Origin of the sequence: Bradyrhizobium commune (assembly GCF_015624505.1) — a bacterium.
Classification (GTDB): Bacteria; Pseudomonadota; Alphaproteobacteria; order Rhizobiales; family Xanthobacteraceae; genus Bradyrhizobium; species Bradyrhizobium commune.
In genome coordinates, this window is the sequence record NZ_CP061379.1 from 7005001 (window position 1) to 7017945 (window position 12945).

At 62.9% G+C, this 12945-nt stretch carries 7 protein-coding genes and 1 rRNA gene (1 of these 8 only partly in view); 3 read left to right on the forward strand and 5 right to left on the reverse strand.

The window, feature by feature from the left end; translation table 11 throughout:
- Positions 1 to 1287, reverse strand: a 16S ribosomal RNA gene (locus IC761_RS32890); it reaches 200 nt to the left of the window's first position.
- A 976-nt stretch (positions 1288 to 2263) separates the two neighbouring features.
- Between IC761_RS32890 and IC761_RS32895 the strand changes: the two genes are divergently transcribed.
- Positions 2264 to 4327: a M23 family metallopeptidase gene (locus IC761_RS32895; RefSeq protein ID WP_195800772.1), complete on the forward strand. Its 2064-nt coding sequence runs from the start codon at positions 2264 to 2266 to the stop codon at positions 4325 to 4327.
- A 44-nt stretch (positions 4328 to 4371) separates the two neighbouring features.
- On the opposite strand, the gene IC761_RS32900 is transcribed toward IC761_RS32895, so the two are convergent.
- From IC761_RS32900 to clpB, 3 genes are all read right to left on the reverse strand, one after another.
- Positions 4372 to 6090, reverse strand: a complete 1719-nt coding sequence (locus tag IC761_RS32900) for a phage tail tip lysozyme (protein ID WP_195800773.1) — start codon at positions 6088 to 6090, stop codon at positions 4372 to 4374.
- 48 nt (positions 6091 to 6138) lie between these two features.
- The gene (locus tag IC761_RS32905) at positions 6139 to 7395 is read right to left on the reverse strand and encodes a hypothetical protein (protein ID WP_195800774.1); all 1257 of its coding nucleotides are present in this window, start codon (positions 7393 to 7395) and stop codon (positions 6139 to 6141) included.
- A gap of 419 nt (positions 7396 to 7814) precedes the next feature.
- Positions 7815 to 10454 (reverse strand): ATP-dependent chaperone ClpB, encoded by a 2640-nt coding sequence (gene clpB / locus IC761_RS32910; RefSeq protein WP_195800775.1) that lies wholly within the window; start codon positions 10452 to 10454, stop codon positions 7815 to 7817.
- Positions 10455 to 10697: 243 nt separating this feature from the next.
- Between clpB and IC761_RS32915 the strand changes: the two genes are divergently transcribed.
- Together IC761_RS32915 and IC761_RS32920 are read left to right on the forward strand one after the other, a co-directional pair.
- Positions 10698 to 11486, forward strand: coding sequence for an MOSC domain-containing protein (locus IC761_RS32915; protein ID WP_195800776.1), 789 nt, complete (start codon positions 10698 to 10700; stop codon positions 11484 to 11486).
- 165 nt (positions 11487 to 11651) lie between these two features.
- Positions 11652 to 12131: an energy transducer TonB gene (locus tag IC761_RS32920; RefSeq protein ID WP_195800777.1), complete on the forward strand. Its 480-nt coding sequence runs from the start codon at positions 11652 to 11654 to the stop codon at positions 12129 to 12131.
- A gap of 106 nt (positions 12132 to 12237) precedes the next feature.
- Here IC761_RS32920 and IC761_RS32925 read toward each other — a convergent pair whose 3' ends face one another.
- The gene (locus IC761_RS32925; protein WP_195800778.1) at positions 12238 to 12876 is read right to left on the reverse strand and encodes a TIGR02594 family protein; all 639 of its coding nucleotides are present in this window, start codon (positions 12874 to 12876) and stop codon (positions 12238 to 12240) included.
- Positions 12877 to 12945: the final 69 nt, after the last annotated feature.

A 12945-nucleotide genomic window follows, 5' to 3' on the forward strand; every position in this document is an offset into this window, starting at 1 on the left:
GATTCCAACTTCATGGGCTCGAGTTGCAGAGCCCAATCCGAACTGAGACGGCTTTTTGAGATTTGCGAAGGGTCGCCCCTTAGCATCCCATTGTCACCGCCATTGTAGCACGTGTGTAGCCCAGCCCGTAAGGGCCATGAGGACTTGACGTCATCCCCACCTTCCTCGCGGCTTATCACCGGCAGTCTCCTTAGAGTGCTCAACTAAATGGTAGCAACTAAGGACGGGGGTTGCGCTCGTTGCGGGACTTAACCCAACATCTCACGACACGAGCTGACGACAGCCATGCAGCACCTGTGTTCCAGGCTCCGAAGAGAGGGTCACATCTCTGCGACCGGTCCTGGACATGTCAAGGGCTGGTAAGGTTCTGCGCGTTGCGTCGAATTAAACCACATGCTCCACCGCTTGTGCGGGCCCCCGTCAATTCCTTTGAGTTTTAATCTTGCGACCGTACTCCCCAGGCGGAATGCTTAAAGCGTTAGCTGCGCCACTAGTGAGTAAACCCACTAACGGCTGGCATTCATCGTTTACGGCGTGGACTACCAGGGTATCTAATCCTGTTTGCTCCCCACGCTTTCGTGCCTCAGCGTCAGTACCGGGCCAGTGAGCCGCCTTCGCCACTGGTGTTCTTGCGAATATCTACGAATTTCACCTCTACACTCGCAGTTCCACTCACCTCTCCCGGACTCAAGATCTTCAGTATCAAAGGCAGTTCTGGAGTTGAGCTCCAGGATTTCACCCCTGACTTAAAGACCCGCCTACGCACCCTTTACGCCCAGTGATTCCGAGCAACGCTAGCCCCCTTCGTATTACCGCGGCTGCTGGCACGAAGTTAGCCGGGGCTTATTCTTGCGGTACCGTCATTATCTTCCCGCACAAAAGAGCTTTACAACCCTAGGGCCTTCATCACTCACGCGGCATGGCTGGATCAGGGTTGCCCCCATTGTCCAATATTCCCCACTGCTGCCTCCCGTAGGAGTTTGGGCCGTGTCTCAGTCCCAATGTGGCTGATCATCCTCTCAGACCAGCTACTGATCGTCGCCTTGGTAGGCCATTACCCTACCAACTAGCTAATCAGACGCGGGCCGATCTTTCGGCGATAAATCTTTCCCCGTAAGGGCTTATCCGGTATTAGCACAAGTTTCCCTGTGTTGTTCCGAACCAAAAGGTACGTTCCCACGCGTTACTCACCCGTCTGCCGCTGACGTATTGCTACGCCCGCTCGACTTGCATGTGTTAAGCCTGCCGCCAGCGTTCGCTCTGAGCCAGGATCAAACTCTCAAGTTGGACTTGAACTTTGAACCGGCTGATCACAACGTTTGACGAGGTCCCACCATTGTCGACCGAAATCGACTTGCTGTCTGCGATTCACATCGCGGACAACGATGGTGTTTCCTTTGAAACGTGTACCGCCGAAGTCTTTCGTCCTCTCTCAGTACTCAAAAGCCGAAGCTCTTAAGTGGCCCGAGAGGCGCAAGGACTCCGCCGTCCACGTTTCTCTTTCTTCATCTTCACTTGTCAAACAGCCCGGGACCGTGGAGGCCCCAACCTTCCAGAGTGGAAGGGTTCCGACACCCTTACCGACGAAAAATGAACTCCAACCGATTGCGTCGGTTGTTGTGTCACTCAACAAGGTGAGGAGCATCAGTGGCGCGTTCGCTCGCCTTGGTCAGTGACCCGGCGGCGCCGCGCTCAGTGGTTGGGGTTATAGGCCCCACCTTCCGGGCTGTCAACGCCAATCGTCAACAAATCGTCGCACAGTGGATCGTCGGAAAAATTTAAGCGATTCCAGTCGATTAGAGAAGCAAGGAGCGCGCAGTCCGACCCCGCACGGCAGAAAATCTCAAAAAAAGTTTGCGCCCTTGGGGGCTCCGGAAGCGGCTTTGGATGCCCGCTCCGGACCAGGTTTCCGCAGCCCGCCGTTCAGGAAACTTTTTCCATACCAGGCGCCGTACTAGAGCCACAATCCCGCGGCGTTCTGGTATGAGACAAGCTTGAATCGTCGGATGCCAGTGGGGGCTGCCGCCGGTTTGATGGGGTCAGAGGAAGGCGATCCTACGATGACGCGGCCTTCTTCAGACATTCGAAAGACATCGAGAGACCTTCACCTGCCCAGCTGTTCGTAGTTTCGGCCGGGCCCTTCTCAGGGCCTTGTGAGCGCGGACACCTGTGCGGCCTGCTTTTCCCGCGATACCCCCGCAAGAGGGCGACCAGGGAGGAGCGCGAGGCGAAGCTTCTCGGATCGTTGATTGGGGGACTTGGGTTGAACCAGAGGACGTCACGCGGCGCTTACGGGCGTGAGACCGGGATCATCGATCTCGGCCATGAGCCGCCGCTTTCCGTCGATGGTTCCGAGGCCGCGGTGATCGATCGCCGTCGCGTCTCGGTACAATGGTTCAGCGGGACAATTCTGACCGGACTCTGCGGCGCAGCCCTGATCGGCGGCGCCGTTTTCGCATCTCTCGATGGCGAGATGACCTTCGCCAAGGTGCCGGAGCGGGTCGAAGGCGCGCTGCGCGGTGCGTTTGGTGCCGCCGATCGCGCGGCCACGCTGCACAAGAGCGACCGCCTGCCGCCGCCGAACGAATCCACCGCCTCGCGCAACATCGTGCGCGTCTCCACCGTCACCCGCGTCGGCAATCGCGACGTCATGCGCGTGCGTCCCTTCGTCCGGATCGCCGGCAATCTGTCGATGACCACGAGCGATCTGTCGGCGAAGATCCCGCCGTTCAACGCGCAACGCATGCTCACCGATGTCGGCTCCGATGCGAAGACCGCGGCCGACGATCCGAACAATCCGGAAGCTGTCGAGCCCGACGCCGAGGTGTCCTTCGTCACCAAGGACCTGTCGCCGGTGCTGCCGAAGGCCAAGATTTCCGCGGTGGTGGCGCTCGACGACATCCTGATGCGGGTGCGCGATGCCGCCAACTGGCGCGGCAATGGCGGCGTGCGCTACGCAGCGCTCGCCAACGCCACGGCCGACGTCTCCGGCGCGACCGGCCCCTCCGACATGAAGATGGCCTATGCCACCGAAGCCTCGCCGTCCGATCCCTATGCCGGCTTCGAGACGCGCGTGGTGCCGGAAAACGTCACGCTGCTGCCGAAGACCAAGGAGCAGATCACCGGCGGCAACCCCAATGGCGAGCGCGTCCACGTCGTCAAGAAGGGCGACAGTGTCGGCTCCGTCCTGCGCGATCTCGGCGCGACGGCCGACGAGATCAAGGCGATCACCGCGACGCTCGGGCCGCGCGGCCGCGACGGCGGCATCAAGGAAGGCGAAAAGCTCCGCATCCTGATGGCGCCCTCGAGCCCCGGCGCAAGGTTGCAGCCCTACCGCGTCGTCGTCGCCAACGACACCATGGTCGAGGCGATCGCAGCGCTGTCCGATCTCGGCAAATACGTCGCGGTTGACGTCTCCACCATGAACACCGTCACCGAGGCCGCGGCCAACGCCAACAGCGACGACGACGACGAAGATGACGGCTCCGGCGTGCGGCTCTACCAGAGCATTTACGAGACCGCGATGCGCAACAAGGTGCCGATGCCGGTCATCGACGACATGATCAAGATCTACTCCTACGACGTCGACTTCCAGCGCAAGGTGCAGCCGGGCGATTCCTTCGACGTGTTCTATGCCGGCGAGGACGAGGGCACGACGGCGACGGACAAGAGCGAGGTGCTGTTCGCTTCGCTCACGGTCGGCGGCGAGACCAAGAAATATTACCGCTTCCAGAGCCCCGACGACGGCGTCGTCGACTACTATGACGAGACCGGCAAGAGCGCGAAGAAGTTTCTGGTCAGGAAGCCGGTCAACAGCGCCATCATGCGCTCCGGCTTCGGCGGCCGCCGCCATCCGATCCTGGGCTATGTGAAGATGCACACCGGCGTCGACTGGGCCACCGCCTACGGCACGCCGATTTTTGCCGCCGGCAACGGCGTGATCGAGAAGGCCCAGCTCGAGGGCGGCTACGGCAAATATATCCGCATCAAGCACAACAACGGCTACGAGACCGCCTACGGCCACATGTCGGCCTTCGCCAAGGGCATGGAAGCCGGCAAGAAGGTGCGACAGGGCCAGGTGATCGGCTTCGTCGGATCGACCGGCCAGTCGACCGGCCCTCACGTCCACTACGAAATCCTGGTCAACGGCCGCTTCGTCGACCCGATGCGCGTGAAACTGCCGCGCGGCCGCTCGCTGGAAGGCCCGATGCTCACCGGCTTCGAAAAGGAGCGCGACCGGCTCGACGGCATGATGAGCGGCCGCGGCGGCGCCATCGCCCGCATGTCGGACGCCACCGGCGGGCCGCTACAGGTCACGAACCGGTAAGCTCCTCCGCGCGGCGGGCGGCGTGCCCGGTCGGAACGGTCGCGCTATTTCTTCAGGGCGTAGAGAAACACCGGAAGATTCTTGCGGTCCCGGTAGAAATTCTTCCACGACCCGAACGTGAACGAGTGCGAGAACACGCCCTTCGACGAACTGTTTGAGTAGATCACCGTCTTGTTGATCGGGTCCTTGACCTCGCCCACGATGCCCACATGCCCGACATTGCTGCCGTGGGTTGGCGAGATGATGATCATGCCGGCCGTGATCTGCCCCTCGGGCGCGGGCGTCAACGACTTGGCGAGGATATCGCCCATCGCCGCGGTGCTCAACCCGCCGCCGACCGGATGGCCGATCGCCTGTTCGACCACATTGTTCACGGCGAAGGCGCAGGCGACGCGCCCGTGATTGGTATGCGGCACATCCCTGGTCACCAACGTGTCGTCGCACTCTTTCGCCTTGGCGAAGATCCGCGCGCAGACTTCGTTATCGGTGGCCGGTGGCTGCACTCCCACCGGCGCCGGCCCCGGCCCGGCCGGGACGGCGGTCGCGTCGAAGTCCGCCGACAGTTGCGCCAGAACCGGTGCTGGAACCAGACCGGACTGGAGCGGAAAGATCGTCGTATCGGAAGCCAGGACGGACGCCGTCCCGTTGCCATCCAGCTTGACGAGAACCTGACCGCCGTTTTCGGTGAACTGGTCGACCGCCCAAAATGTCGCACCGCCCAGCGCGGCATGGGCTATGACGCGATAGTTCAGATCCGGGTCGAGCACCTGCGCCACGGCGGAAGGCACGAGATCAGGCGCACTGTTCCTGAAGGATTTGAGCGCGAGGTCTGCCCACTCATCCCTTCGGTCAAAGTGCTCAAGCCCCGCCCTGGCCCTCTCGAACGAGGCCTCAAAGGATCGCACGGCTTTGGAGATGCTTGCAGTCTTTTGAACCGCCGTAAGGCTCGCTGATTGAGTCGTTTGCAGTTCCCGCTTCAGAAATCCGTAGTTCGCCGCATCTGACAATGGCGACAGCCCGCCTTCGGTGCAGAAGGCCTCGAACAGCGTCCGTCGCGAACCGGTCCATTGCGCCCAACCAAGACCGCCCGGAGCCTTTATCGGCTTTTTTTCCTGCATCTCGCGGAAGCCGTCGCACTCCTCGCCGATATTGCCCATGATGCCGGCAGCCTGAAAATCCTTCAGGTTAAAATCGGCGATCAGCTTCTGCATGATCCCCGGCGCCTTCGCGACGAAGGTCTCGGTGCCCTTGGCTCCGACGGGCTTGTCGCGATCGACAGGCGGGCTCGGCGAAATGTCACCGGCATCGATCGTCGCCGGCGATTGCGGCGCGTCAGGTACTGCGGCGAAGGCCGGTGCCATCAGCGCTTTCGTCTGATCCAACGCGGCCTGAAGATCTGCGGGCAGCTGGACACCGGAGTTCGGCCACTGCTCCTGAAACAGCTCCGCAGCGCTGGGCAAGCGCCCCGAACGCTCGAGGAACTGACCCTGTGCCCGCAGCGCCATCAACGCATAGATGCAGCTCTGCATTTCCGGTATGTTGACGTCATCGGCCTCGAAATCCGAGATCCCAAATCCCTCGTCGAAGCAGTTCGCGTTCCACTCGACCTGGGTGAGGCGGAACGGACCGATCCTGCCGGCCACCGTCTGATCGGAAATCCCCGAGCGGAGCTGGGCGGCGCCGACGATGTAGTGTGGATGAATCCCGAAGCGGATTCCCTGGATGATGCATTCCTTGGCGAAATCGGCAGGGATAATGGCCATTTCAATCGGTCCTGATCTACGTCGCTTGTTTCGCAATGAGCGCAGCAACTACGGGCAGGCGACCCCATCCTTCAGCTTTCCGTCTGTCAGTCGCGTGCGCAGAAGAATTCCTTTTCGATCCGACAGTAACTGGTCGGGCGCCTTTAAAGCCTTTTGAATCGCAAGACGCGTTTCTGATCCGAGTTCCCCGACATTGTCTTCGCCTGTCGGCTTCACGCAGACTGCCGTTTGAAATTCTGCAACGCGATCCTTGGTCAGCGACAATTCGAAATTGTTCAGCTTCGTCTTGGTCGTGGCGGCACCTGCATTGTTGCCACCAGTATTGTTGCCGCCAGTATTATTGTTGCCGGGCTTCGTGACGTCGATCGTGCGCGGGCCTCCGACACGGACCGGCTTGATCATGTCACCGATGCGGAACGAGGACGAAGTCCCCAACGCAACGGCCGGCGCCGGCATGGTCTTGGGCAGATTCGCCTTGCACGTATCCTTGTTGTTCGCATCCGGATCCCTGGTGACGAGATCGCAGATGTAGTTCAGCAGCCCCGCGAGCTCGAAGAAGAACTTGGGCTGCGGCAGCGGCTCGAGGCCCCGCGCGTGCAGTGCGCCCATTTGCGCGAGCCACGACGGCATGTCGTCGTTACGCCTCGCGTAGATCTCCCGCAGCTCGGCAACATCGGCCTCCGTCACACGGTATGGCGGCGGCCGCGTGTCTATCGCAGGCGTGGCGAGCCAGAGCTGCACCTCCAATTCCACCGTATCGCGATACAATGCCCCGACGACCCGGCCATATTTGATCGCGTCCTTGCCGACCTGGAGCAGCGTGCCCAGCAGATCCACGATGCTGATCGGATTGATGGCGGCCCCGGTCGCCGCATCAAGCAGCTTCTTGGCGTCGTCGATCGGCAGCGCAATCATCGCGAGATCGAACAGTCCCGTCGAATAATCGACCATCGCGCTGTCGTAGTAGAAGCACGGATCGCGCTCGGCACCTTCGACCGCGAGCGGATTATTCTCGAATGCACAGAGATAGATCGGCGTAAAACGCTTTGTCAGCGCACCGATGCGAATAGCCAGCAGTTGCCGATCCGAATCGTTCTTGGCGGAGACCGAGGCAATTCTCGCCAGCGAGACCTGCATCGCAAATGCGCGGAGCGCGCGCATCGATTTCGAGTCCGCCTTCAGCCAGTGCTTGTCGAGGACATAGTCGATATAGCCGCCGCGATTGGTCGTCTCCATCTCGTAGATGGCGCAACCGTTGTTGAGCAGCAACGCAACGCTTAAAAAAACCGACAATAAAATACGCACCACAGGCTCCCCCTGCTTGCTCTTCAGCTTGCGTAGAGGCGACGGGTTGTTCAAGGTTATTTTTGCAGCCTGTGATCTAATTCGTGATGCGTGTACCATTTTCACAACACGGCCTTGACGTGCCTGCAACGATTGCGCGCAACAGTTGCACGTGCAGCCTCGATCCGCGTTCGCATGGCCGCCGCGCCGGGAGGGGCAGCGTTGCTGTCACGCAGTCGCGTGGCGACGCGACGCCCAGGATTTTGGGAAGATGCGTCGCGGCTCGACAGTGGGATGAGCAACCGATCCACATTGGCGGTGCGACAAAATGACTTGCGGCCGCCGGCCGCACCGCCGAGTGCACGACGAGCGGCAAAGAGAAAAGCCGCCGCGGAGGCTTCTCCGGGGCGGCTTACCGTCTACTGCGGCTCTCGCGACGATCAGTTCAGCTTGCGCTTCGACGCCGGCGTCTCGAACGGCGTGATCTCCGCGGTCTGCGACGCCTTGCCGTTGAAGGTCAGCACATTGCCTGCGGACGAGATCGCGACCGTATCGCCATCCCTGACGTCGCCGCCGAGGATCATCTCGGCGAGCGGATCCTGGAGGTAGCGTTGGATCACCCGCTTCAACGGCCTTGCGCCATAGGCGGGATCCCAGCCCTTGGCGGCCAACCAGTCGCGCCCGGCGGCGTCGAGCGTCAGCACGATCTTGCGATCGGTCAGAAGCTTCTGGAGCCGCGCGAACTGGATCTCGACGATCCGGCCCATCTCGCTCCGCTGCAAGCGATGGAACAGGATGATCTCGTCGACGCGATTGAGGAACTCGGGGCGGAAATGCGCCCGCACCATCCCCATCACCTGCTCACGCACCGCCGAGGTGTCCTCGCCCTCCGGCTGGTTCACCAGGAACTCCGAACCGAGGTTCGAGGTCATGATGATCAGCGTGTTGCGGAAGTCGACGGTACGGCCCTGGCCGTCGGTCAGGCGGCCGTCGTCGAGCACCTGCAACAGGACGTTGAACACATCCGGATGCGCCTTCTCGATCTCGTCGAACAGCACCACCTGGTAGGGCCGGCGCCGCACCGCTTCGGTGAGCGCGCCACCCTCGTCATAACCGACATAGCCCGGAGGCGCGCCGATCAGCCGCGAGACCGAATGCTTCTCCATGTATTCGGACATGTCGAGGCGGACCATCGCGGTCTCGTCGTTGAACAGATACTCCGCGAGCGCCTTGGTCAGCTCGGTCTTGCCGACGCCGGTGGGGCCTAAGAACATGAACGAGCCGGTCGGCCGGTGCGGGTCCTGGAGGCCGGCACGCGAACGGCGCACCGCGGTTGCGACCGCGCGCACGGCCTCGCTCTGGCCGACGACGCGCTGTCCCAGCTGCTCCTCCATCTTGAGGAGCTTCTCCTTCTCGCCTTCCAGCATCTTGTCGACGGGCACGCCGGTCCAGCGCGATACCACCTGCGCGATGTGGTTGGCGGTCACCGCCTCCTCCATCATCTCGCCGGAGCCTTCACGCGCCTCGATATCAGCGAGCTTCTTTTCGAGTTCCGGGATCCGGCCATAAGCGAGCTCGCCGGCCTTCTGGAATTCGCCGCGCCGCTGGGCGTTCGCAAGATCGACGCGGAGCGCGTCGATCTCGGACTTCAGCTTCTGGGCGTTGGAGAGCTTGTTCTTCTCCGCGCTCCAGCGCGCGGTGAGCGCAGCAGACCTCTCCTCGAGCTCAGCAAGCTCCTTCTCGAGCAATTCGAGACGGGTCTTGGAACCGAGATCGCTTTCCTTCTTCAGCGCTTCCTGCTCGATCTTGAGCCGGATGATCTCGCGGTCGAGCGAATCCAGCTCTTCCGGCTTGGAATCGACCTGCATCTTCAGCCGCGCCGCCGCCTCGTCCATGAGGTCAATCGCCTTGTCCGGCAGGAAGCGGTCGGTGATGTAGCGGTTGGACAGGGTCGTAGCGGCGACCAGCGCGGAATCGGTGATCCGCACGCCATGGTGCTGCTCGTACTTATCCTTCAGGCCGCGCAGGATCGAGATCGTGTCCTCGACCGAGGGCTCGCTGACGAAGATCGGCTGGAACCGCCGCGCCAGCGCCGCGTCCTTCTCGACGTGCTTCTGGTACTCGTCGAGCGTGGTCGCGCCGATGCAGTGCAGCTCGCCGCGGGCGAGCGCCGGCTTGAGCAAATTGGAGGCGTCCATGGCGCCGTCGCCCTTGCCCGCGCCGATCAGCGTGTGCATCTCGTCGATGAACAGGATGAAGGCGCCCTCGCTCGCGGTCACCTCCTGGAGCACGGCCTTCAGCCGCTCCTCGAACTCGCCGCGATATTTCGCACCTGCGATCAGCGCGCCGAGATCGAGCGACAGCAGCTTCTTGTCCTTCAGGCTCTCGGGCACGTCGCCATTGACGATGCGCAGCGCGAGACCCTCGGCGATGGCGGTCTTGCCGACGCCGGGCTCGCCGATCAGGACGGGGTTGTTCTTGGTCCGGCGCGAGAGCACCTGAATGGTGCGGCGGATCTCCTCGTCGCGGCCGATGACCGGGTCGAGCTTGCCGTCGCGCGCCGCCTGGGTCAGGTCGCGGGCATATTTCTTCAGCGCGTCATAGGCATTCTCTGCGGTCGCAGAGTCCGCGGTGCGGCCCTTGCGCAGCGCCTCGATCGCCGCATTGAGATTTTGCGCCGTGACGCCGCCCTTGGCGAGGAGGCTGCCTGCCTCGCTCGTCTTCTCCAGCGTGAGGCCGAGCAGCAGCCGCTCGACGGTGACAAAGCTGTCGCCGGCCTTCTCGCCGGCCTTCTCGGCCGCATCGAAGGTGCGGGCGAGCTCGGGCGCAAGATAGATCTGGCCGGCACCGCCGCCACTGACCTTCGGCACCTTGTTGAGGGCGTCCTCGGTCGCCTTCAGAATTGCACGGGAATTGCCGCCGGCGCGGTCGATCAGACCGGCAGCCAGGCCCTCATTGTCGTCCAGCAGCACTTTCAGGACGTGCAGGGTCGAAAACTGCTGATGCCCTTCGCGCACCGCAAGCGACTGTGCGGACTGGATGAAGCCCCTGGAGCGTTCGGTATATTTGTCGATGTTCATGTCTTTTCTGTCCCTCGGCCTGCCCCTCGGGCCCATTAAGGCACCCCAAACGGCATCTTCATTGGGTTTCCGCCGGACGCGTTGACGTTCCTCAACGCAACAAGCGGTCGTTATCAGCCGGCGCTGGCGCCGGCCTGATCCAAATGTGGGAGGCGTGCCCTCGGATCGGAAGAGGCGAGTTCACAATTTCGTGCGCGGATCCATCCGCTTGGCGGGGCGGCGTCGAATCCCCTAAGTAGCAGCATGACAGCCAGCCAGACCGCCGAAATCACCGGCCTTTACCGCTACCCGGTCAAGGGCCTGACGCCGGAGCCCCTGCCCCGCGTTCCCTTGCGGCGAGGGGAGACCCTCCCCGCCGACCGCCGCTACGCCATCGAGAACGGTCCGAGCGGCTTCGACCCGGAGGCGCCCGCGTGGAAGCCGAAAATCCAGTTCCTGATGCTCGCGCGCAATGAGCGGCTGGCCTCGCTCGACAGCCGCTTCGAGGACGCGACCAACCGCCTGACCATCCGCAAGGACGGCCAGGTCGTCGCCGCCGGCGATCTCGAAACCGCCGCCGGGCGCGCGGCCATCGAGGGTTACTTCACCGAGAACTTCGAGAGCGAGCTGAAGGGCCCGCCAAAAGTGCAGTCCGGCCGTGACCACAGCTTTTCCGATGTCGCCCGCAAGGTCGTGTCGATCATCAATCTCGACAGCGTTCGCGCCATCGAGGCCATGCTGGGCGGAGCCACAGTCCACCCGCTGCGCTTCCGCGGCAATCTCTACATCAAGGGCTGGCCAGCCTGGTCCGAGCTCGACCTCGTCGGCCAGACGCTCGCGATCGGGCAGGCCCGGCTGAACGTGGTCAAGCGCATCGTCCGCTGCCCGGCCGTGAACGTCGATCCCGAGACGGCCGCGCGCGATCTCGAAATTCCGGCGACGCTGTCGCGCCACCTCGGCCACATGGATTGCGGCATCTATGCCGAGGTGATCGCTGCTGGCGAGATTGGCGTCGGCGACGCGGTCGCGGTGGAAGAGCCGAAGCTGGTGTAAGCTCCCGCAAGCCCGCCCGCCTCGATTTCGGATTGCACCTGCCGCAACCGTCTACCATGCAGGGTTCCACTGACATGTTGGCTGACGGTGCGCGTGCCGAGCTTCCTGCATCTTTCCAAGAGCGTCGCGACGTCGACCGGTAACAGGTCGCGCGGCCGGCGATCCATGCTTGCGCTTGTCCTGCTGGCGCTCGGCCTGCCGGCGCTGGCGCAGGATGCCGATCAATCCGGACCCGGCGATGATTTGCCGAGCATACCGGCGATCGGCAAACCCGACGAACCCGGCCGTCGACCGCTGGACGAACCACCGCCGCTCAACCTCGGCGGCCCGGACAGCAAGTCCGATGCAGCTACCAGATCCAGCGGCGGTCGCTGGGGCGCCTATGCGCACGCCGTGCAGAGCGCGCTGGAGACGGCGATGAACGCCAATGCCAGGACCCGCGACAAGCCCTTCGACGTCCAGTGTGAGATGTGGATCGATCCGAAAGGACATGTCAGCCGGGTCCAGCTTGCCAAGCCGTCAGGCGACGCCGACCTCGACGCGGCCTTGCGCAACGAGATCCTGCCCAAGCTGGCGCTGCCGGCACCAGCGAGCGATATGCCGATGCCGGTCAAAGGCCACATCACTGCGCGGCTTCAACGCTAGGAGCCGTAGGGTGGGCAAAGGCGCTCTTGCGCCGTGCCCACCACCCCGCAGTTCGGACAGAGACGGTGGGCACGCTACGCTTTGCCCACCCTACAGCTCTGTCGTTTCAGTTCGGCATCACATAGGCATAGATCCGGCCGCGCGAGATCGGCGCCTCGCGGACGCGGTTGCCGTTGTTGCCGGAGATCATGATCGGATTCCCCTGGGCGTCGATGCCGGTGATGATGCCGACATGGCCGCCGCCGCGCCGTCCCATCACGGCGATGGCGCCGACCTGCGGACCGGAGACGCGCGTGCCGTAATGCGCGAACGAGCTCGCCATGTCGGAGCCCGTGCCCTGATGGCCGGTATGCTGCAGCACCAGGTTCATGAAGCGTGCACACCACAGGCTGCCGCGCCCGGTCGGGTTGCCGCCGAGATAGCGGCGCGCTTCCGACACGAGGCCCGATCCGCCGCCGAAGCCGCTGCTCATGCCAGCTGCGCCGGCATTGGTGTTTGGATCGTAACTGGCCTGCGTGTTGGAGAATCCGCCCGCCTGCAATTGCGCCGCACTGCGCTCGAAGCGCGAGCTGCGGGACGAGTGGCGATAATGATGATATCTGGCATGATGCGCGTAGGCGTGACGCTCTGCGCTATGACGATGCGACCGTGCCGCGGCCGGAGACGAGAACGCGGCCATCGCCGCGAAGAACAGCACCAGCGCGATAACACAACGCGACAGGCGCGACGCAAACAACTCGAACATTCTTACTCTTCATCCTTCGTTGACACCCCCACTTCCGCTTCGGCCCGTGCGGTGGCCGACATCCGTCTG

Bases quoted from the DNA above. Each gene is read 5' to 3' on its own strand.
- IC761_RS32900 (WP_195800773.1), bottom strand. From the start codon at position 6,090: ATGGCCATTATCCCTGCCGATTTCGCCAAGGAATGCATCATCCAGGGA.
- clpB (WP_195800775.1), bottom strand. From the start codon at position 10,454: ATGAACATCGACAAATATACCGAACGCTCCAGGGGCTTCATCCAGTCC.
- IC761_RS32915 (WP_195800776.1), top strand. From the start codon at position 10,698: ATGACAGCCAGCCAGACCGCCGAAATCACCGGCCTTTACCGCTACCCG.
- IC761_RS32920 (WP_195800777.1), top strand. From the start codon at position 11,652: ATGCTTGCGCTTGTCCTGCTGGCGCTCGGCCTGCCGGCGCTGGCGCAG.
- IC761_RS32925 (WP_195800778.1), bottom strand. From the start codon at position 12,876: ATGTTCGAGTTGTTTGCGTCGCGCCTGTCGCGTTGTGTTATCGCGCTG.